General features: G+C 34.1%; 23 protein-coding genes. 22 read left to right on the top strand and 1 reads right to left on the bottom strand.

Annotated elements, in window-relative coordinates:
• The first annotated feature begins 30 nt into the window (after positions 1 to 30).
• The 20 genes from nusB to BN2390_RS16475 all read left to right on the top strand — a co-directional run bounded on the left by nusB (position 31) and on the right by BN2390_RS16475 (position 18906).
• The gene (gene nusB / locus BN2390_RS16565) at positions 31 to 432 is read left to right on the top strand and encodes a transcription antitermination factor NusB (RefSeq protein WP_053985416.1); all 402 of its coding nucleotides are present in this window, start codon (positions 31 to 33) and stop codon (positions 430 to 432) included.
• A 2-nt stretch (positions 433 to 434) separates the two neighbouring features.
• A complete protein-coding gene (gene xseA / locus BN2390_RS16560; protein WP_053985415.1) occupies positions 435 to 1634 on the top strand; it encodes an exodeoxyribonuclease VII large subunit in 1200 nt (399 codons plus the stop codon).
• Between the two features lie 4 nt (positions 1635 to 1638).
• Positions 1639 to 1872, top strand: a complete 234-nt coding sequence (gene xseB, locus BN2390_RS16555) for an exodeoxyribonuclease VII small subunit (RefSeq protein WP_053985414.1) — start codon at positions 1639 to 1641, stop codon at positions 1870 to 1872.
• Positions 1862 to 2737, top strand: a complete 876-nt coding sequence (locus BN2390_RS16550) for a polyprenyl synthetase family protein (RefSeq protein ID WP_082238835.1) — start codon at positions 1862 to 1864, stop codon at positions 2735 to 2737. Before xseB ends, BN2390_RS16550 begins: the two co-directional genes overlap by 11 nt.
• Positions 2738 to 2748: 11 nt before the next feature.
• Positions 2749 to 3195, top strand: a complete 447-nt coding sequence (locus BN2390_RS16545; RefSeq protein ID WP_053985413.1) for a divergent PAP2 family protein — start codon at positions 2749 to 2751, stop codon at positions 3193 to 3195.
• The gene (gene dxs / locus BN2390_RS16540; protein WP_242847688.1) at positions 3196 to 5151 is read left to right on the top strand and encodes a 1-deoxy-D-xylulose-5-phosphate synthase; all 1956 of its coding nucleotides are present in this window, start codon (positions 3196 to 3198) and stop codon (positions 5149 to 5151) included. It begins immediately after the preceding gene.
• Positions 5151 to 5957, top strand: coding sequence for a TlyA family RNA methyltransferase (locus BN2390_RS16535; protein WP_053985412.1), 807 nt, complete (start codon positions 5151 to 5153; stop codon positions 5955 to 5957). The genes dxs and BN2390_RS16535 overlap by 1 nt, the downstream gene beginning before the upstream one ends.
• 13 nt (positions 5958 to 5970) lie before the next feature.
• Entirely contained in the window at positions 5971 to 6831 is an 861-nt protein-coding gene (locus BN2390_RS16530; protein WP_053985411.1) for an NAD(+)/NADH kinase, read from the top strand.
• A 9-nt stretch (positions 6832 to 6840) separates the two neighbouring features.
• Positions 6841 to 7293, top strand: a complete 453-nt coding sequence (gene argR / locus BN2390_RS16525) for an arginine repressor (protein ID WP_053986354.1) — start codon at positions 6841 to 6843, stop codon at positions 7291 to 7293.
• A gap of 14 nt (positions 7294 to 7307) precedes the next feature.
• A complete protein-coding gene (gene recN, locus BN2390_RS16520; protein WP_053985410.1) occupies positions 7308 to 9002 on the top strand; it encodes a DNA repair protein RecN in 1695 nt (564 codons plus the stop codon).
• 111 nt (positions 9003 to 9113) lie between these two features.
• On the top strand, positions 9114 to 10298 hold the full coding sequence (gene spoIVB / locus BN2390_RS16515; protein ID WP_053985409.1) for a SpoIVB peptidase: 1185 nt from the start codon (positions 9114 to 9116) through the stop codon (positions 10296 to 10298).
• Positions 10299 to 10419: 121 nt separating this feature from the next.
• Positions 10420 to 11286, top strand: coding sequence for a sporulation transcription factor Spo0A (gene spo0A / locus BN2390_RS16510; RefSeq protein ID WP_053985408.1), 867 nt, complete (start codon positions 10420 to 10422; stop codon positions 11284 to 11286).
• Between the two features lie 204 nt (positions 11287 to 11490).
• A complete protein-coding gene (locus BN2390_RS16505; protein ID WP_082238833.1) occupies positions 11491 to 13089 on the top strand; it encodes an amidohydrolase in 1599 nt (532 codons plus the stop codon).
• A 163-nt stretch (positions 13090 to 13252) separates the two neighbouring features.
• On the top strand, positions 13253 to 14158 hold the full coding sequence (locus tag BN2390_RS16500) for a hypothetical protein (protein WP_053985407.1): 906 nt from the start codon (positions 13253 to 13255) through the stop codon (positions 14156 to 14158).
• Positions 14159 to 14372: 214 nt separating this feature from the next.
• Positions 14373 to 15218 (top strand): sensor histidine kinase, encoded by an 846-nt coding sequence (locus tag BN2390_RS16495; protein ID WP_053985406.1) that lies wholly within the window; start codon positions 14373 to 14375, stop codon positions 15216 to 15218.
• Between the two features lie 52 nt (positions 15219 to 15270).
• Positions 15271 to 15834, top strand: coding sequence for a TetR/AcrR family transcriptional regulator C-terminal domain-containing protein (locus BN2390_RS16490; protein ID WP_053985405.1), 564 nt, complete (start codon positions 15271 to 15273; stop codon positions 15832 to 15834).
• 184 nt (positions 15835 to 16018) lie between these two features.
• Positions 16019 to 16591 carry a manganese efflux pump gene (locus BN2390_RS16485; protein ID WP_053985404.1) on the top strand — a complete coding sequence of 191 codons (573 nt, stop codon included), beginning with the start codon at positions 16019 to 16021 and terminating at the stop codon, positions 16589 to 16591.
• Positions 16592 to 16615: 24 nt separating this feature from the next.
• Positions 16616 to 17998, top strand: coding sequence for a radical SAM/SPASM domain-containing protein (locus BN2390_RS16480; RefSeq protein ID WP_053985403.1), 1383 nt, complete (start codon positions 16616 to 16618; stop codon positions 17996 to 17998).
• A gap of 202 nt (positions 17999 to 18200) precedes the next feature.
• Positions 18201 to 18353: a hypothetical protein gene (locus BN2390_RS21800; protein WP_154668845.1), complete on the top strand. Its 153-nt coding sequence runs from the start codon at positions 18201 to 18203 to the stop codon at positions 18351 to 18353.
• Positions 18334 to 18906, top strand: a complete 573-nt coding sequence (locus BN2390_RS16475) for a TIGR03943 family putative permease subunit (protein WP_198524933.1) — start codon at positions 18334 to 18336, stop codon at positions 18904 to 18906. Before BN2390_RS21800 ends, BN2390_RS16475 begins: the two co-directional genes overlap by 20 nt.
• A 93-nt stretch (positions 18907 to 18999) precedes the next feature.
• On the opposite strand, the gene BN2390_RS16470 is transcribed toward BN2390_RS16475, so the two are convergent.
• Positions 19000 to 20175, bottom strand: coding sequence for a class I SAM-dependent methyltransferase (locus BN2390_RS16470; protein ID WP_053985401.1), 1176 nt, complete (start codon positions 20173 to 20175; stop codon positions 19000 to 19002).
• Between the two features lie 216 nt (positions 20176 to 20391).
• Here BN2390_RS16470 and BN2390_RS16465 point away from each other — a divergent pair, with 216 nt between their 5' ends.
• A complete protein-coding gene (locus BN2390_RS16465; RefSeq protein WP_053985400.1) occupies positions 20392 to 21756 on the top strand; it encodes an MATE family efflux transporter in 1365 nt (454 codons plus the stop codon).
• Positions 21757 to 21934: 178 nt separating this feature from the next.
• Entirely contained in the window at positions 21935 to 22636 is a 702-nt protein-coding gene (sfsA, locus tag BN2390_RS16460; RefSeq protein WP_330373809.1) for a DNA/RNA nuclease SfsA, read from the top strand.
• Positions 22637 to 22723: the final 87 nt, after the last annotated feature.

The raw sequence follows: 22723 nt of genomic DNA, 5'->3' as shown, positions 1-22723 counted from the left end.
GGTTAGCTTTCGTTAATAAGGAGATAAATAATGACAAGACGTGAAGCTAGAGAACTAATTATGAAAATGCTCTATGAAGTGAGCTTTCAACCAGAAAAGGATACAGACACAATCCTTAACAATTATTTAAATGATGTAAAAGGCAAAATAAAAACTTTTATCATAGACGAATTTAAGGGCATTTTAGAACATCAAACAGAGTTAGACGAAATGATTACAAATAGTCTTGAAAACTGGTCAATCGATCGTATGGCTAAAGTAGATCATATGCTTCTTCGTATGGCAACTTATGAACTTAAATGGGGTGAAGATATCCCTGAAAAAGTTGCAATCAATGAAGCAATTGAAATTGCAAAAGTATATAGTACAGATAAATCACCACAATTTATTAATGGTATCTTAGGTAATATCGTAAAAAAAATTGAGGCATAGATATGAAAAGAAAAATTGTAGCTGTTTCAGAGATTAACCGTTATGTAAGTCGTTTATTAGAAGAAGATTATCTATTATCTGATGTATGGCTTTCAGGAGAAGTTTCTAACTGCAAATATCATCAATCAGGTCATATTTATTTTACGATTAAAGATCCATTTGGAAGTTTAAATGCGGTCATGTTCGCTAAGGATGCAGCTACATTAGATTTTATACTTAAAGAAGGCTTGAAAGTGTATGTAAGAGGGCGCATTGCGCTCTACGAGAAGACAGGACAGTTTCAGTGCTATGTATGGGAAATTGAAAAGCAAGGTCAAGGCACACTATACGAGCAGTTTGAAAGACTCAAAGGTAAACTTAGTGATGAAGGACTTTTCGACCCACATTATAAAAAAGCTATTCCAACTTATCCTAGCAAAGTAGGTATTATTACATCAGCAACAGGTGCGGCTATTCAAGATATCTTAAATGTTGCCAAAAGAAGAAATAATGCCATTCCACTTTATATTTATCCAGCACATGTACAAGGAGAGTATGCAACTTTAGAACTTATTGCAGCCATTGAAAGAGCCAATAAGGAAAAACTAGTAGATGTGCTTATAGTAGGGCGTGGAGGAGGTTCTATAGAAGATTTGTGGTGTTTTAACGATGAACGTTTAGCACGCTGTATCTTTGCTTCTGAAATTCCTATTGTTTCAGCTGTTGGACATGAAATTGACTTTACAATATCAGACTTTGTAAGTGACTTAAGGGCACCAACGCCCTCTGCAGCAGCAGAGTTGGTTATCCCAGATAAAGAAGCCTATCTGATGAAGTTAGAAAGAAGTCGTTCGCTGCTTAAACATCATGTTGAAAAACATTTACAAGATGAGAAAATAAGGCTTGAACGCTTACTTTCTCGTCCTGTGTATAAAAATAAAGAGAAATATTTTGCAGACCTTAGGATTACATTAGATTATAAGGTAGAAGCATTAACAAAAGGATTTGAAAAGAAATTAGCAACATACAATACCACATTAAATACACGTATTGGACAATTAGAGAAGCTTTCACCCCTTTTAACTTTAAAAAGAGGCTATAGTTTTACAACAACTGAAAATGGCAAAGTTCTTACTTCTATTGAACAAGTAGAAATAGGAAATGCTATTCATGTTGAGGTAACCGATGGCGTACTTTATGCAAAGGTAGAAAAGAAAGGATAAGAGCATGGCTAAAAAAACAACCAAGCATTTTGAAAGTGCAATGGAAGAACTTGAACAGCTCATTTATGCGTTGGAAGAAGGGAAGCTTTCATTAGATGAGAGTATAAAGAGCTATAAAAAAGGGATAGATTTAGCAGCTTTTTGTACTGAAATGTTACAACAAGCTGAACAAGAAGTTTATATTTTAGACCAGAATAAATGGAATAAGATGAATGGGGAAGAAAAAGATGAAAAATAATTTTGAAGTTTATAGAGAGCAAATCGAAAAGCATTTGAAAACAGCACTTCCAGAAAAAAGTGCAAACTTTCAAGTGCTTTATGATGCGATGCGTTATAGTCTATACGCTGGGGGAAAGCGTATAAGACCTACTCTTATGCAACTGAGCTTTGAAGCTGTAGGTGGAGAAGGAGAGATTGTACCGTACTTATGTGCAATTGAGATGATCCATACTTATTCTTTAATACATGATGATTTACCAGCTATGGATGATGATGACTTAAGACGTGGCAAACCAACTAATCATAAAGTATTTGGGGAAGCTACAGCTATCTTAGCAGGTGATGCTCTTCTTAATGAAGCCTTCACTTGGATGCTACAAGATGCTCTAGAACATGATGATATGCGTAGAGTACAGGCTGCTCATGTACTAGCAGAGGCAAGCGGTAGCGAAGGTATGATTGGCGGACAAATTTTAGATATGCAAAGTGAGAACGAAGTAATCACTTTAGAAGAACTTCAAAATATCCATATACATAAGACAGGTGCATTAATTGCAGCAGCTGTGAAAATGGGAGCAATCCTTGGAGGTGGAAGCCCAGAGGAAGTGATGGCACTTACGTTTTATGGGAAATATCTAGGTCAAGTATTCCAAATAGTAGATGATGTTTTAGACAAAACATCAACTGATGAAGAACTTGGGAAACCAGTTAAAAGTGATGTGAAAAACAACAAAAATACGTATCTTTCTTTTTATGATGTAGAGACTTGTTATAAAATTGCTGAAGAACTAACAGCTAAAGCAATTAAATGTCTTGAACGTGTACAGGGAGATACACAGTTGCTAGAAGAATTAGCAACAAGTTTAGTGCACAGGAAAAATTAAGGGGGGTATAAATGAGACAATTTACTGAAATAATGGACAACAGAATTTTATTTGCAGCACTCCTGAGTTGGCTTGTGGCACAGGTACTAAAAGTTGTTTTAACACTAGTTAATGAGCATCGCTTAGATTTTCATAAGCTGATTTCTTCAGGCGGAATGCCAAGTTCACATAGTGCAATATCTACTTCTTTGGCAATTGGAGTAGGTCAGCTTTATGGTTATGATAGTGCTTTGTTTGCAATAGCTGCTGTACTCAGTTTTATTGTAATGTATGATGCAGCCAATGTACGCCTTGAAGCAGGTAAACAAGCAGCACTCTTAAATCGTATTATTGATGTCATGCAAGACCCAAATGTTACAATGGAAGTACGTCTTAAAGAACTTCTTGGACATACACCGCTTCAAGTGGCAGCTGGTGCAGTGTTGGGAATAGTAGTGGCCTTAATTTTGATTCCTTAAATGAAAGAGTGGCGTATGCCACTCTTTTACACTATTAAATTAAATTTAAAATTAAATTTAGAAAAACGGATGGATGGAAAAATGTTGAAAACATTAGATAAAATTAAAAGTGTAGAAGATTTGAAAGCGCTAGATCTAGATGAACTTCAAGTCTTAGCAAAAGAGATTAGACAGTTTCTTGTTCAATCATTAGCTCGTACAGGAGGACATTTAGCTTCTAATTTAGGTGTTGTAGAACTCACTTTAGCGCTCCATTACATCTTTGATTCACCAAAAGATAAGATGGTGTGGGATGTAGGCCACCAGGCTTATGTACACAAGATCTTAACTGGTAGAAGAAAAGGGTTTAAAACATTACGAAAGATAGATGGGATGAGTGGATTCCCAAAACGTAAAGAAAGTGAGCACGATGCCTTTGAAACAGGTCATAGCTCAACTTCTATTTCAGCAGCTCTAGGGATGGCTGTTGCAAGGGATTTAAAAGGGGAAGATAGTCATGTCATTGCTATTATTGGAGATGGTGCCTTAACAGGAGGCATGGCTTATGAAGCAATGAATAATGCAGGGCGTGGGCATACAAACTTAATTGTTATTCTTAATGATAATGAAATGAGTATTTCAGAAAATGTAGGTGGAATGAGTAGACATCTTAATCACCTCCGTTCAAATAAAGACTATTTGCGTGCAAAAGAAGATATTGAAGGTCTACTGAATAAAGTGCCAGTGGTAGGTAGCCAACTTGTAGATGTAGTTCGTAAAACTAAAGAAGGTGTTAAAACAGTTCTTGTTGAGAATACTTTATTTGAAGAAATGGGCTTCACTTATCTTGGACCGATTGATGGACATAATATGAATGACCTTATAGAAATTCTTAATAATGCAAAAGCTATGGAAGGACCAGTACTCATTCATGTAAAAACACTTAAGGGAAAGGGTTATAGACCAGCAGTAGAAAATCCAAGTGCTTATCATGGAGTAGGGCCTTTTGACTTTAAATCAGGTGAATTACCTAAAAAATCTAATGCATATACTTTCTCAGATGCTTTTGGCTATGCCATGGTAAGCTTAGGAGAAAAGGATGACCATATATTAGGAATTACAGCAGCCATGTCAGATGGGACAGGGTTGAGTCACTTTGAAAGACAATTTCCAAGACGTTTCTTTGACGTAGGGATTGCGGAACAACATGCAGTAACGTTTGCTGCAGGTCTTGCATCAAGTGGTTATAAACCAGTATTTGCAGTGTATTCTTCATTTTTACAACGTGCCTATGACCAAGTGTTACATGATGTAGCCCTTCAAAACTTACCCGTTGTTTTTGGAATTGACCGTGCAGGCTTAGTTGGAGAAGATGGTGCCACACACCAAGGAATTTTTGATATTGCTTTTTTAAGTAATATTCCTAATATGACTATTTTATCGGTTAAAATGCCAGAAGAAATGGAATCAGCACTTAAGTATGCTTTTAGTTTAAACTCGCCGGTAGCGATTCGTTACCCACGTGGTACAGTAACCCTTGATAAAAAATATCAATTACCTTATACAGATGGTAAAATGGTAACCTTAGAAGAAGGAGAGAAGATCGCTCTTCTTGCTACAGGGAAAATGGTAGCACAAGCTTTAGAAATGAAAAAGTTATTAGAAGAAGAAGACATAAATGTAGCTGTTATAGAAGCACCTTGTATTGTTCCAGTAGATGAACAAGGACTTGAAAGTATTACAAGTCAGTATCCAACGATCTTTACAATGGAAGACCATGTACTTAAAGATGGCTTTGGTGCACAAATTGCACAGTGGATGATGTTACATGGTAAAAATAATGTATTCTATAGTTTTGCGTATGAGACAGGTATTGTAGAACATGGTGATATTCCTTCACTTCTTGAGAAAGAAAAACTATCAAATCATCATATGATTACAAAAATTAAAGAAATGACAAAGAAAGAGAGAGCATAATGGCAGATAAAGAAAGACTAGATGTGCTTATTGCAAACCGTGGACTTGCGGAATCAAGAGAACGTGCAAAAGCTTATATTATGGCAGGCGTTGTATACGTTAATGGACAAAAAGAAGATAAAGCAGGATTAAAAGTAGATGTGACTGCGCAAATAGAAGTACGTGAAAAAATGCGTTACGTAAGCCGTGGTGGCTTTAAACTTGAAAAAGCTATGGCTCAGTTTCCTATTACACTGACTGATAAAATCTGTATGGACGTTGGAGCATCAACAGGTGGATTTACAGACTGTATGCTTCAAAATGGCGCCCAAAAAGTATATTCTATTGACGTAGGATATGGGCAACTTGCATGGAAGCTTCGTGAAGATCCACGTGTTGTGTGTATGGAAAAAACGAATATGCGTTATGTAACACATGAAGAAGTACCAGATGAGATTGATTTTAGTTCAATCGACGTTTCTTTTATTTCTTTGACAAAAATATTACTTCCTGTATATAATTTACTTAAAGACGGTGGAGAAGTAGGGGCACTTATTAAGCCTCAATTTGAAGCTGGTCGTGAGCAAGTTGAAAAGCATGGCGTAGTCAAAGATCCAAAAGTACACAAGCAAGTTATTATAAAAGTATGGGAATATGCTTTAAGTATTGGATTTAGTGTACATGGTCTTGATTTCTCACCAATTAAAGGGCCTGAAGGAAATATTGAATATTTAATTTACTTGAGAAAAGATGCACAAGCAGAAAGTAGCTTAGATATGGAAGGATTAGCAGAACAGGTTGTAAAAGCATCACATGATTCATTATAGGTAGGTGAGGTGAATGAAACGTATAGGGATTGTTCCAAATCTCCTAAAAGATAAAGATCTAGAAACAACTAAGTGTGTAATAGAATGGCTGCTTGAACATGAAGCAGAAGTTTATATTGCACATCATATTGGGTGTTTGTTAGGTAAAGGTGTACACCTTGTAGAAGATGAGCAAATTTATGAAAAAAGTGAAGCCATCATTGCAATAGGTGGTGATGGTACCATTTTAAGTGTAACACAAAAAGCGTGCTTATATGATTTACCCATAATGGGAATCAATTTAGGGCGTTTAGGCTTTTTAGCAGATGTAGAAATCTCAGAAGTACAAGAGTTATTACCTAAATTAATACAAGATACTTACTCTATTGATGAACGTATGATGCTGACAGTAAAAGTGACACTCCCCTCAGGAGAAACTCATAAGTTTCAGGCTTTAAATGATATTTATGTGGCTCGAGGAAGCTCTTCTAGAATATCGGAATTTGAAATTCAAGTGAATGAACAATTTTTAGATATCTATCCTGCGGATGGTATTATTTTTGCAACACCAACAGGTTCTACAGCCTATAATCTTTCAGCAGGAGGGCCTATTGTGGCACCAAATGCACGTCAAATTATGATTACACCAATATGTCCACACTCTATTTATTCACGTGCTGTTATTGTATCAGATACAGATCGCATCCAAATTAAAACGAATAATTACGATGGTACCACTTTAGAACTGGTAGTAGATGGACAAATGAAAATGAACATTACCCCTATGCATTGTATAGAAATACAAAAGGCACCTTACACAACAAAGTTGATTAAACTTTCTGAATTGCATTTTTTTGAGATATTAAGAAAAAAAATAGTTGAGAGGCGTAAATAATCTATGGGAATGAAAGAACAAAGACAATCTAAGATTTTAAGTCTTATTCAAAAACAAGAAATAGAAACACAAGAAGAATTAGCAGAAAACCTAGAAAAAGCTGGTTTTAAAGTTACTCAAGCGACTGTATCACGTGATATTCGAGAGCTTAGATTAACAAAAGTAGCTGGCAAGAATAATGCACAAAAATATGTAGCACTTGCAAACTATGAAAACCAGATTTCTGAAAAAGTGATTCGCGTTTTCAAGGCAGGTTTTGTATCTATGGATATTGCACAAAACATTTTAGTTATAAGAACTTTAACAGGAATGGGCAATGCAGTAGCAGCAGCTATTGATGCCTTTAAGCATGAAGAGATTGTAGGAACATTAGCTGGTGATGATACAATCTTTTGTGCAATTCGTGATATTGAAGAGATGGAAAGCGTGATTAACAAATTCCAGGAAGTTTTAAACTCTTAATAAGGAGAGATAAGATGCTTACTTGTTTACACGTAAGAAATATTGCACTTATTGAAGAGATTACACTAGAGTTTCATCCTCACCTTAATATTTTTACAGGTGAGACAGGAGCTGGAAAGTCTATGTTGATTGACTCTATTCAATTTGCAATAGGAAATAGAACCTCTAAACAAATCATTCGTAAAGGTGAGCAATGCGCTTATGTAAGGCTTACTTTTGAAGATGAAAAGGGGTTTGGAATAAGTTATTTAGAAGGTGAAGGGTATCCTTATACAGGGACTACAATAGAACTAGAACGTATTCTATATATTTCAGGACGTACAGTATATAAAATTAATGGTGTAACCTGTACAAGACAAGCTGTTAAAGAACTAGCAGCACTTCTTATTGATGTACATGGACAGCATGAGCCACAATCTTTGTTAGATGTATCTACACATATAGAAATGTTAGATAGCTTTGGAGATGAATCCTTCCATACATTAAAGGAAGAATATAAAATCCAATATATGCGTCTTGTAGAGGTTAAAGCAGAGTTAGAACGTATTAGCACAGATGATAGAAAAAAACTACAACTTCAAGATATGTTAGAATTTCAAATTAATGAAATTGCAGCATGTAACTTAAAAGTGGATGAAGAAGAAAACTTAAAAAGTCAATATGATATTTTGTCTCATGCAGAAAAGATTTTAATGCAATGTCAAAAAGCTTATGATGCACTTGAAGCTTCAGAAGGGCATCAAGTAGGTGCATTAGAACTTGTTGGCCGTGCTACACAACATATTCAAGATGTAAGTAACATCAATGAAGAACTGAGCAGTTTGCATACAAGGCTTCTAGCAGCAGAAGCTGAGGTGCAAGATATTACTTATCAAATGAGACGATTTGTAGACCAAATTGAATACTCACCAGAACTTTTACAAGAAATACAAACAAGATTAGATACCATTTATCGCTTAAAGCAAAAATATGGAAGTTCTATTGCTGAGATTTTATCCTATCAAGCTAGCTGTCAGAAAGAGTTAGAAGAACTACTTGGCAGTACAGAGAATAAGGAAAAACTTGAAAAGGAAGTGGATAGATTAGAGCAAGCCTTAGGCCAATTATCTAGCAAGCTCACCACTAAGCGAAATGATATTGCTAGAACGATAGAAGTTCAAATTAATGAGCATCTTCATGATCTTCAAATGCCTCATGCTGAATTTAAGGTAGCAATAGAACCTATTTCTAGCTTTAATCGCAATGGACAAGATAGTGTGGAATTCTTGATTCGTACAAATTTAGGAGAAGATATGCACGGGCTTGCTAAAATTGCATCAGGTGGAGAAATCTCTCGTGTAATGCTTGCAATTAAAACAGTTCTTGTGTTAGGAGATACTATTGAGACAGTAATCTTTGATGAAATTGATACAGGTATTAGTGGACTTGCAGCACAAAAAGTAGGTGAGAAACTTGCTGTGATTTCAAGAATGCGTCAAGTTATTTGTATTACCCATTTACCTCAAATTGCAGCTATGGGTGATCAAAATTATCTTATTGAAAAAACGGTAGTAGATAATTATACTAAAACACATTTAACAACTATTGATCAGGAAGTACTTCAAAAAGAGCTTTGTAGATTGATGGGTGGATTAATAACAGAAAGTACCTTAAATAGTGCAAAAGAATTAAAAGAGACTGCAAATACTTATAAACAAGGCATCGTATAAGCGATGCTTTTTTTATGCAAATCTTACCTTATAATAACTGAATAAATGTATTTGGAAAGGGAGAATTTAAAGATATGACAGCTTAATTGCAAAGACAGGATGTGGCATAGAATGAAAATGGACAGACAAAATAAAAAATGGGTAAGTTTTACACTACTAATCTTATGTATTGTGCTAAGTAGCCCGTTTTTGCTTTCTCATGTATTACCTAACCATATTCAACTTGCGCAAGGTTCTTCCTATGAAAAAATAGTAGAGTGGCCGTTTTGTGCAAAGCAAGCTACAAATGATAATCTTGAAATTTCTCTATTAGGTTATATACCACTTAAGACTGTGAATGTGAATGTAGTTAAAGCAAAAACAGTAGTGCCCTGTGGCCAACTTATAGGTGTTAAAGTTGATGCCAAGGGCATTTGTGTGCTTGGAACAAGTCCATTTACAGGGAAAGAGATAGAAGTATCTCCTTGTAAGAATAAGCTTATGAAGGGAGATATGATTCTTGAGGTAGATGGGATAGAGCTAGAATCTAAAGAGCATTTAAAAGAACTGGTTGAGACATCTAAAGGTAAAGAAATGCAAATGAAAGTAAACAGAAAAGAAGAAATAGTTGACGTAAGCATCATTCCGGAGTATTGTGGTAGTGAAGAAGTGTACAAACTTGGTATTTGGGTTAAAGATAGTGCTCAAGGAATTGGTACATTAACTTACTATGACCCAGAGACAAATGTATTTGGTGCATTAGGACATGGTATTAATGATTCTGATATTAAAAAGTTATTACCTATTAAGTCAGGAGAGGTTACAAGAACAGCCATTACAGCAATTCATAAAGGTGAAAAAGGTGAACCAGGAGAATTAAAAGGAATTATAGAATATACACCTAAAAATATTTTAGGGAATATTGATAATAACACACCTCTTGGTATATTTGGAAGCCTTAATAAAAGAGGAGAAGATGTCTTTAAAAATGCATCAATTCCTATTGCTTATCAAAATGAAATTGTGGAAGGTGAAGCCTATATCTTAAGTAATATTTTAGGTAATGAAGTAAGAAGCTATCAAGTAATGATCAAAAAGGTATCTAGATATACATCAGAACCAGCTAAAGGAATGGTAATTCAAATTACAGATCCTGCATTACTCGAAATGACTAATGGGATTATACAAGGTATGAGTGGAAGCCCAATTATACAAAATGGCAAACTTGTAGGGGCTGTAACCCATGTATTTATTCAAGATCCCACAAAAGGATATGGAATTTTCATTGAAAATATGATTAATAATGAAGTAAAATAGATATTAGTGTAAAAAAAATCAAGTATGTAAGAATATGGTATTGATTTAATTTTTATAATTAGATATAATATTATTAGATTTTGGTAAAATATTGTATTTATACGAAGTAGGGGGAGTCATTTTGCAAGAGAAAAAAATAAGAATCGTCTTAGCTGATGATAATAAAGACTTTAGTCAAATTTTAAAAGAATTTTTAAACAAACAAGAAGATATGGAAGTTGTTGGGGTAGCAGCAAATGGAATAGAAGCATGTGAACAAATTAAGGCTTTAGCACCAGATGTACTAATTCTAGATGTAATTATGCCATATTTAGATGGTATTGGTGTATTAGAAAACCTTCAAAGTATGGATCCAGATCAAAAGCCTTTAGTAGTAATGCTTTCAGCTGTAGGGCAAGATAAAATTACAGAACGTGCCTTGGCATTAGGTGCTGCTTACTATATTGTAAAACCATTTGATATGGATACATTGACAACACGTATTAGACAACTTAAAAATATGACAAGTAGCATCAGACAATCAAGTGAACCTACACCAGTAACAGCTACTTCAGCACATTCTTCATCTATTTTCCAAAATGCAGGAATTAATGTGAAGGCTCAAGCCCAACAATCACGTCCAGTAGTGACTGCACATAGCTTAGAAACTGAAGTAACAAATGTTATTCACGAGATTGGAATTCCAGCCCATATCAAAGGGTATCAATACTTACGTGATGCAATTATTATGGCGATTAACGATATGGATATTCTTAACTCTATTACAAAACAACTTTATCCAAATATCGCTAAGAACTATAATACAACACCAAGCCGTGTAGAACGTGCAATTCGTCATGCCATTGAAGTAGCATGGAGTAGAGGAAAAATGGATACTATTGATCAACTCTTTGGTTATACAGTAAACAATGGGAAAGGCAAACCTACAAATAGTGAATTTATCGCATTAATTGCTGATAGACTTCGCCTTGAACTTCAAGTAGGTTAAATAATTAAATTGATAATGACTGAAAACGTTAAAAATCCCTCTAATTTGTTGGAAAATATATTCCAATAATTAGAAGGATTTTTATTTTATATAATATTAGACATATAAAAAGTTAAAATATATAAAACTACTAATAAATTAGAAGATTATTAATAAAAATCATATTTAAGCAGTATATCAGATAATTAGAGTAGGAGTAATAAAATGAATATGAAAGAGAAGCTATATTATAATGGTGATATTTTAACATTAGAAGAAGAGATGTATGTGGAAGCTTTACTTATTAAAAATGGTAAAATCTATAAACTAGGTAAAAAAGAAGATTTGATTAAAGAAACAAGTAATAATGTAGAACAAATAGATTTACAAGGCAAGACTTTAATGCCCTCTTTTATGGATGCCCATAGTCATTTTTCTGGATATGCAAGTTCTTTTACCCAAGTAGACCTTGCTGAAACGGTTAATTTTAAAGAAATAGCTGAAGCTATCAAAAAATTTATTGAAAAAAATAAGGTTCCTGTAGGGAAATGGATACAAGGAGATGGATATGATCAAAACTTTTTAGAAGAAAAGGTACATCCTACACTTGAACTTTTAGACCAAGTAGCGCCTAACAACCCACTGGTTGTAAAACATAAGTCAGGGCATATGGGGGTATTCAATACAATGGCTTTAAAAGAGCTTGGCATAACAGCAGATACACCCAATCCCGATGGTGGCGTTATTGAAAAGAAAGATGGTGTGCTTACAGGGTACATTGAAGAAGCAGCTTATATGTATTATATTCAACGTTTGCCTATGGTATCTAATGAAGCGTTTATGGATAGCTTAATGAAAGCACAAAATACTTATGCAAGTTATGGCATTACGACGGTACAAGAAGGTTTTGTTGTAGAGCAATTAGTACCTATTTTTCAATACCTTATTCAGTCAAAAATGCTTAAAATTGATTTAATAGGTTTCTTGAACATTGCAAAAGCAGATGAACTAAGAGAAAGGTTTGCTAACTGTTTACAAAAATACGATAATCATGTGAAAATGGGTGGATATAAAACCTTTTTAGATGGTTCTCCACAAGGGCGTACGGCATGGATGCGTACACCGTATGAAGGTGAGACAAAAAATTATTATGCTTATGGTACACAAAAAGATGAAGAAGTAGAAGAAAAGTTAGAACGTGCCATAAAAGATAATATGCAAATTATTGTACACTGTAATGGTGATGCAGCATGTGAACAATATATAACTCAATATGGCATAGCAAGAAAAAAAACAAATGCAACCAATGATATAAGACCAGTTATTATTCATGCACAATTATTAGATCGTGACCAATTAGATAAAGTAAAAGCACTCCATATGATTCCATCTTTCTTTGTGGCACATGTATACCATTGGGGGGATATTCATATTAAAAATTATGGTATAGAAAGAGCAAGTAGAATAAGCATAGCTCATTCTGCACAAGAAAAAGGTATTATTTATACATTTCATCAAGATTCTCCTGTTATAGATCCAAATATGTTAGAGACTATTTGGTGTGCTGTTAATAGGCAAACTAAAACAGGAGTATTATTAGGTGAAGATGAAAAAGTAAGTCCACTTGATGCATTAAAGGCAGTTACAAAGAATGTAGCTTATCAATATTTTGAAGAAGATATAAAAGGTACATTAAAAGAAGGCAAGCTAGCAGACTTAGTTATTCTAGACAAAAATATATTAAAAATAGATCCTATGGAGATTAAGGATGTACAAGTTCTTGAAACCATAAAAGAGGGAAAAACAATATACAAGAAAGCTTAAAATAAAAATGGATATGGTGAGAAGCCATGTCTATTTTTATTTTAAACAAAGTGGATAAAGGAAAATACATAATTCTATAATTAATGATATTTTTAGCAAGATTTCTTGGATTTAGTTATACAATAGTGTAAAATATGAGTAAAAAGTGTACTAAGGAGATTCAATGAGTTTAAAGAAAATAGTTATCTATAAAGGTATAATAGTATGTTTGTTATTAGCCATATTCTTATTACCAAATCAGATCTATGGAATAGATGAAAAAGAAGCAAACGTAAAAAATATAGTCATACTAGATTCTTATTCAAGTGCAAATCCATGGTCTAAAAATTTAGTTCAAGCATTTGTTGAACATCTTGAAGCAATTAGCGGTACTACAATCAATGTAAGAATAGAGTATTTAAATAGCATAGACCATAACACCGCAGAGTATCATTTAAGTTTTGTACACATGCTAAATAGCAAATACAAAAATTTTAATACAGATTTAATACTAACAATTGGATCTAATGCATTAGAAAGTATAAGGCAAGAGGTATTAAATCCACAAAGTTTATTTTATCATGTGCCCATAGTATTTTCAGGGAATTCAAGATATATAGAGCTAGATGAAGAAGAAATGAAATACATCTTTGGCAGTTTACAGGATTTATACTGGTCCAAAATGATACATTTGGTTCTAGAACTTCATACAGAAATAGATAAAATTAAAGTGATATCTCTGAATACAGACTTAGAGAAGGTACCTAAAAGTAAAGGACGTCAAGAACTTATAGAAAAGTTATTTTTAGAACAAGCAGACGTTGAATTTATAAATACAAATTATATAGAAGATATCTTAGAGAATCTTACAAGAGAAACAGATTCTAATTATGCAATAATAATAGGTAATATGTATTTTAGTAATCATACAAAAAGATTGGTATCAGCTGAAAAGGTAATACAGCAGATTAGACAAATCACAGATGCTGCAATTTATACATACGATGAAGCTTATATAAATGTAGGTGCTATTGGAGGTATTATAAGTAACTCAAGGAAAAATGGAATAGTAAGCAGAACTGGTAAATAAGGTTTTATTAGATGAGGAATCGCCTGCTATACAGGTTATACCAAGTGAGTATGAATTTGATTATAAAGAAATTTATAAAAATGATATTAATATTAGTAAAATTCCTAGACAAAGTATTATAACTAATAAATCTAGATTTCAATTATTATTGCCTAAGGGCATAAAACTTATAGTACAAATAGGCATTATAAGTTTAGAACTTATAGGATGTTACATGATTTTTTATATTTATAGACAAAAGCAAACGGCTAAAAAGAATAAGAGGCTTTATGATGAAGCCAAGCTTCATGCACAAATACGAGGAGATTTTATTACAAGTATGAGTCATGATCTTAAAGCACCTATTAATATTATTAGAAGTAGCGTACAGTTGATTCATTCTTTAGAGGATAATGTAGAGCCTGAATATCTTTCACAGAGGTTAACGGTAATTACGCAGAATGCCAATCGTTTATTAAGGTTAGTTAATAATTTAATAGATATGATGAAATTAGAAGAAAACAACTTTAACAAAATGAAATTAGAAAATGTTAATTTGGTAGAGGTTGTTGAAGAAATTTGCTTAGGTTCAGTAGATTATATGAAGCAGAGAGAATTAGAATTTATATTTGATACAGAAGAAGAAGAGATTATCACTGCAATTGATAGAGAGAAGATAGAAAGAGTGATACTTAACTTATTATCGAATGCTATTAAATTTACACCTCCATTAGGACTGATTACTGTTAATATGGCAATAAAAGATGGTGATATAAAGATTGTAATAAAAGACTCAGGTCTAGGAATTGCAAGTGACAAGCTAGAAGCTATCTTCTTAAAGTTTTATCAGATAGATAACACATTGACTAAGCCAGGTGAGGGTACAGGAATAGGGCTTTATATTGTCAAAAAGTTAATTGAATTACATGAAGGTAAGATTACTGTTGAGAGTAGAGAAGGGATAGGAACAAGTTTTACAATCAGATTACCGATTAAGCCATTGGCGTTAGAGGGAACAAAAGAATGTGAAATAAAGCATACATCAGGTCAATTGTTAGAGGTAGAACTATCTGATCTATAGTGTTTAAGTAAAACATTAAAATAGAACCCTTATAAAGAATGGAGGCTAGCCGATGGGTGAAAAAAAACAAGTAAAAGAGCAGCTAGCAGAAGGTTTTAGAACACTGATGCTAGAGTATCCACTTGAAAAAATTACAATTAAAATGATTACAGATAAGGCTGGGCTTATGCGTCCGACATTCTATAATCACTTTGCAGATAAGTATGAAGTACTAGAATGGATATGTAGAGAGGAACTTTTTAATGGAGCAGATTTATTGCTTAAAAATAAAATGCCAGATGCAGCCATGCAATTTTTATTTACAAAGCTAGAGAAAGAAAGGGAATTTTATTTAAGAGCTATTAAGACAGAAGGTCAGAATGGTTTTGAACAGATTTTCTGTGAAAATACACAGAGAGTGTTGCAAGAAGCTTTTGAACTCTATGCAGGAGAAGGTAAAAGTGGTGCAGGTATTTTTACAGCTGCAGGGATTGCGCAATACTATGCACAAGGTTTGACATTTATCATTAAAGAATGGTTTCATAAAGGTCTAACCTTAAGTGGGGAAGAGATGGCAAAAAACTATAGAATTCTCATTTCACATTCCTTAGTAGATATTGTAGAACAAATTATGTAATACATATGAGTCACAAAGAAGTTTATTTATCCTTAAAATAGAACATAGATAAGATATATTTTAAAAGCCACGACATTAGTGGCTTTTTGTATTTTCAAGAAGACAATAAGGGTGGAGTGTATATGTTAAGAAGTAATAAAGGTGGCATATAATTAAACTAATTCAAGAGAAAGGAAGTGAGACGTTGAAACTATGGGAAGTCATTGTAGTAATTATTGGATTGGCATTAGAACCTTTCAATGAAGCTTTAAAAAAGGGAGCTAATCAATGGCATTTAAACAAGGTAACACTGTGCTTAGTAAGCCTTTTGTTTGCCATAATCCAAACCATTATGCTAGGCATAGGGATGATTACAATAAGTTTACCGATGGAAAATCTACATATAGAAGGCGGACTCACTTTTATTCCTTTTTTAGCAGCACTTATCTTAATTTTTTTAAGCATGAAGATGTTTCGACGTACCTTTAGAGAACATTCCTTTGTGGAAAAAAGAGAAGAAACGATGAATTATAAGGCTTTAGTGAAGTCAGCATGCATACTGGGAGTAGACGCATTAATACTAGGCATTTTACTAGCATTATTACAGCTTGCTATTATTAAAAATCTTGTACTTACTTTTTGTATTACAAGTATATCCGTGGCACTTGGCCTTTGGATGGGCTATAGGTTAGGCATGAAATATCATGTTGTAGTGAATGGATGCAGTGGATGTATCTTATTAATTATTGCATTTAGATTAGTGATGAATTGTTTTTAAAACTATTTTTGGGAGGCGTATTTTATGCTCAATGTAAAATATCAAGTAGAAAAGACAATTTTAAAGCAAATGATTCATTATTTAAGAAAGAATCCAGAAGAAAACTTGTCAAATATTTTAAAGCTTGTACGTAAAGTGGATACAAAGTCCTACTACACAGAAATCTATGATGTACTAGAGGAACTCCTTAGTGAAGAAGATAATAATTGGATACAGCTTATGTCTAGGCTAGCAACAGAAGTGAATCCACATATATTAGAAACTGTATTCACTAATTTTTTATTAAATAGTTCAATCAAAGGATGGGAAGAGCTAGAAAAAAATCGTAAGAAATATGGTCATGATATTCCATTTACAATACTTATTGACCCCACAACAGCATGCAATAAGAAGTGTATTGGATGTTGGGCAGCTGATTATAATAAAGCATTGAATTTAAGTTACGATGAATTAGATGATTTATTTACACAAGGTAAAGACTTAGGTATTTATTTCTATATTATGACAGGAGGAGAACCTCTTGTACGTAAAAAAGATATACTACGTTTAGCTGAAAAACATAATGACTGTGTCTTTATGATGTTTACGAATGGAACTTTAATTGATGATGCACTTTGTGAAGATTTTTGTAGGCTTGGGAATATTGTGCCAACGATTAGCGTAGAAGGTTTTGATGACGCCACAGATGGTAGACGTGGCGAAGGGTCTTGGAAAGACATTATGCGTGCAATGGATGTGATGAAGAGGCATCGTGTACCTTTTGGATTCTCAACATGCTTTACCAATCAGAATAGCGAAAGTGTACTATCAGATGCATTTATTGACCTTATGATTGATAAAGGGGCTTATTTCTCTTGGTATTTTACTTTTATGCCTATTGGATGTGGTACAGATACATCATTAATGGCAACACCGGATCAAAGGGAACAGCTTTATCGTACCATTCGTGAGTGGAGAGGGGAAAAAGCCATCTTCAATATGGATTTCTGGCATGATGCAGAATATGTTGGAGGCTGTGTAGCGGGTGGAAGAAGATACTGTCATATTAATGCTAATGGGGATGTAGAACCATGTGTATTTTGTCATTATTCCAATGCAAATATTAAAGAGGTATCACTTATTGAAGCTTTAGGTCAGCCACTTTTTATGGAATATCAAAAAAATCAACCGTTTAATTGTAACCAATTTAGACCATGTCCTATATTAGATAACTCACCAAAAATTGCAGAAATGGTTAAAAATGCTGGTGCCAAATCCACAGAGTATATTCAGCCAGAAGATGTAGAGGAGCTGGCAGCAAAGACAAAAGAGTATGGTGAGATATGGGCACAACGAGCAGAGCCATTATGGGCGGAAAATATACAACAAAAGGCGGCGAGAGAAGCTGCAAAACAAAAAGTAAAATAGATGGGAATAATGTGGAGGGCTATGTGGGGCTACTCTCTAGACAGTGTTTTAGAATATTCATGCGCACCTTCTAAAACAAGTTTTGAGAGTATTCTTATGTAGCTCTCCACTTATTAAATAGAAGACATATTGAGGTTCTACTATACAAAAAGAATGAGACAAGGTATAGTATAAGAGAAGCTTTTTGAAAGGAGTTATTAAAATGAATCAAGAAAATGAAAAAACAGTTCAACCGGAGACAGTAGAACCGATTACATACGATGAGGCGTTTAAAAAATTAGGTGCTTTTATTCAAAAGACTAGAAAAGAAGAGCGTGAACAAGAAGCAGTCAAAAGTGAGGACGATCATGCTTAAAATGAGCCATATGTTAAAGGGCATAGGATTAGCTGCCTGTGTTTTCTTCGTAGGGTGTGGCAACAATCAAGCAGATCTTAAACCTATACAGCAACAAGGACAAGTTTCAGATACAGTAGAAAGCACAACTGATGAAGACACTTCAAATACATCAAGTGAAAAACCATATCTTAATGATAATCAAGCACCAGAAGGTGTAGATTATGTGATAGGTGATGAGAACTTTGTAAATGATATGGATAAAATTTATATGGATCTCGATCAATATGTTGGTACTACATTGCAGTATGAAGGCATGGTAAAAGAAATGGATCCAGGACGTTATACGGTCATTCGTCTCTATGATATGGGACACGATGACCATGCACATGAAATTTATGTAGGATTAGATACCACTTATGATGGTGAATGGCCAGTAGATGATACGTGGGTAAGGGTTGTAGGTACCATTGGCGTTGGAGAACCAACTGAAGATGAGGAAGAAGCCTTCCCAGTTCTAAATGTAACAGAAGTAACTAAGATTTCTGCTGGACAAGCTAAGGTTAATAACTAGGACGTATATAGTATAGACTGGAGAAACAATCTTTAAATTATATAAAGTAAAAAGCTAACACCCAGTGTGTTAGCTTTTTACTTTGTTACGTATTTACTTAGTATACAGATAGTCACGAGTCATTGGAAGTTCATTGTTGACACCTTTAGTAAAGAGAATTTGATGTAAATCTACAACACCGTTATTGAAGCATGCTGCACATGAGGCAAGATACATACGCCACATGCGAATAAATTTTTCGCCAAACATTTTATGCACTTGTGGGAGGGCATTTTCAAAGTTATCTGCCCACATAAGGAGCGTTTGTGTATAGTGACGACGTAGACTTTCTATATCAATGATATAGTCGTGATAATTAGGGAGTAGACTAACAATTTCACGTAAGCTAGGAATGACCCCACCAGGAAAAATATATTTTTTAATCCAGGCATCACCAGGGGATTCAATTTGGCTACTGATGTAGTGGAGTAACACAAGTCCACCATCTTTTAATACATGATCAATACAACTCAGGAAAAGTTTATAGTGATTGCGGCCTACATGTTCTAGCATACCTACGCTTACAATACGATCAAAGCGTAAATCTGAATTTGCAAGTTCTCTATAGTCCATAAGTTTAACTTCAAGATAATCTTGTAAGTTCTCTGCTTGAATACGTGCATTGAAACCATCATATTGCTCTTGACTGAGTGTAATACCTACACCATGGACTTTATAAAGTTTGGCTGCTTCAATAAGTAAATGTCCCCAGCCACATCCAATATCCAAAAGAGATTGCCCTTTTTGAAGATTCAATTTAGAAAGAATGTGATGGATTTTATTCATTTGAGCCTCATAGAGTGTATCCGTTGATGATTTAAAATAGGCACAAGAATAGCTCATAGTCTCATCTAGCCAAAGTTTATAAAAGTCATTTCCTAAATCATAGTGGCTACTTACTTGTTTCTTTTGATGGGAAGCAGAAGTAGAGGTATGAAAAAGTTCAGGTAGAAGATGAAAATGAGTATGGAAATGGTTTTTGAATTTTAGAATAGCATCTAAAGCCTCATACAAGTTACCTTCTATTTCTAAGTTACCATTCATATAGGCTTCACCAAAAGCTAATGTATAACTACGTATAAAGTCTAATGTATGGATAGGTTCTTTTAAAATGACTTTAAAGTCTGAAGGGGTATTCCCTACTTGTACACATTCACCATCCCAAAATTGTAGTGTAAAGTTAATACCTTTAAAGTTAGAAATAAGTTCTTTAATCGGTGCTTTTTGCATGTTGATTCCTCCTTCATCTAGAAAGTATGACCGAGAATAGGAGATTTCATGCTTACATAGATAGACTTGTTATTGAAGATAGATATAATGTTATGCAGTAATAAAATAAAAAAGTTTACTAATGAAGTATATTTATATATAATGAAATAAAAGAGAGAGGCTGCCGCATTTAGGATCAATGTGCGACAGCCTCTTAGTATGAGAAAGAGGAAGATTATGGAGAGAAGAATTGACTTAACCGAAGGCCATATGGTTGGTAAGCTTATTAAGCTAGCCCTTCCTATTATGGGGACATCATTTATTCAAATGGCTTATAACATGACGGATATGATTTGGATCGGTCGTGTGGGAAGTAGTGCAGTAGCAGCAGTAGGAACAGCAGGTTTCTTTACTTGGCTTGCAATGGCATTTATTATGATTTCAAAAGTAGGAGCAGAGATTAAAGTTGCTCAAAGTATAGGGGAAAAAGATATAGAAGGAACAAAATCCTTTATTACAAGTGCAACACAACTCAACTGTGTACTTGCTATATTATATGGTATTGCTTTATTAATATTGGTGGACCCTCTTATTAGTTTCTTTAATTTAGGTGATGCACATATTATTGAAATGTCTAAAACCTATTTAATTGTTATGGCATTAGGGATGGTATTTTACTTTATGAATCCAGTCTTTACATCTATTTTTAATGGACTTGGAGATAGTAAGACACCATTTATCTTAAATACGATTGGGCTTGTTTTTAATATGATTTTTGACCCCCTTTTAATTTTAGGATTTGGTCCTATTCCAGCAATGGGTGTATTAGGTGCTGCACTTGCTACAGTTGCTGCACAAATTGTGGTAACAGTAGGTTTTATCATTGTACTGGCAAGAAGGAAAGAAAGTTACTTACATATTAATCTTTTTGCAAAAGTTGATTGGCAAGCAATTAAAACATTATGTGTAATCGGATTCCCAGCAGCAATGCAAAGTGGACTCTTTACTGTATTTGCGATGGTTATTGGACGTATTGTTGCAGTATTTGGACCTGTGCCGATTGCAGTTCAAAAAGTGGGTTCTCAGATTGAAGCCATCTCTTGGATGACGGCAGGTGGGCTATCTACTGCTCTTGGTACCTTCACGGGACAAAATTATGGTGCAGATAAGTATGATCGAATTGAAAAAGGATACCGCATTACAATAGGTTTATCTATTGTGCTTGGTATTTTTGCAACGATTTTACTTGTAGGCTTTGGAGGAAGCTTATTTAAAATCTTTATTCCAGAAGCTGATGCTATTGCTGGAGGAGAAGTATACTTGCGTATATTAGGTTACTCACAGTTGTTTATGTGCATTGAAATTACAACAACAGGTTTATTTAATGGACTTGGTAGAACGTATATTCCATCAATTATGGGTATTATACTAACGGGTGCACGTATTCCTATGGCTTATATTTTATCAAGACCGGATGTTTTAGGAATAGATGGGGTATGGTGGAGCATTACGATTAGTAGTATTCTAAAAGGTATTGTGATCGTAGGGATTTTAATTTATTTAGTAAAACGTAACAAACTTTATAGAGAAAAAATTAAATAAAAGGGGGATGTTGAAAAAACATCCCCTTTTTGCTATATTCAAGGCAAGTCAACTTTTTAGAGAGGATAAAAGTTGATAGGAACTATTTTGGCAATAAAGTAGATTAATAGGAAATAATAGCCTAATAGACAAACAAAGAACAAATAAAATCAGTAAAATATAAATAGAAAGTTAGAGAATGAAAATGAAATATTTAAATTGTATGAAGGCAACTTTTATAAGTCGTCCCAACCGTTTTATTGCCTATTGTGAAATAGAGGGGCAAGAAGTAAAGGTCCATGTTAAAAATACAGGACGTTGTAAAGAATTACTTATTCCAGGGGTTACAGTTTATCTAGAGCATAGTGATAATCCAAATCGTAAGACAGCTTATTCTCTTATCGCAGTTCAAAAAGGAGAACGCTTAATCAATATGGATTCACAAGCACCCAATAAAGTAGTCTATGAAGCATTACAAAATGGTTCACTATGTCTCCCGGGTCTTGAGGGAACAATCACTTTAATACGACCAGAAAAGACATATAAAGAATCTAGATTTGATGTATACCTTGAAACGGAGGTAGAGCGTGCTTTTGTAGAAGTTAAAGGGGTAACCCTTGAAGAAGATGGTATTGTGCGTTTTCCAGATGCACCTACAGAACGTGGGAAAAAGCATTTATATGAGCTGATGGATGCATCCGAAAAAGGTTATAAGGCTTATGTAGTCTTTGTGATCCAAATGGAAGGCGTACTTTACTTTACACCTAATCGCATAACTCATGCGGCTTTTGCAGATGCTGTAGCCGAAGTAAGTAGAAAGGGAGTACAGATTTTGGCTTACGATTGTCAAGTAACGCCAGATACCTTAGTGCTCGGTCAGCCTGTACCTGTTAAAATTTAGTTAGAAATGAATAGAAGTGTGATAAATAGGTTATAAATAACTCAAAATGCCAGTAAGCTATAGATGCATAATGGAAGGGAGTTATTC

It is taken from the genome of Niameybacter massiliensis, from assembly GCF_001282685.1.
GTDB lineage: Bacteria > Bacillota > Clostridia > Lachnospirales > Cellulosilyticaceae > Holtiella > Holtiella tumoricola.
The sequence above is the reverse complement of the archived record's forward strand: the minus strand, read 5'-3'. Positions and strand labels throughout refer to the sequence as shown.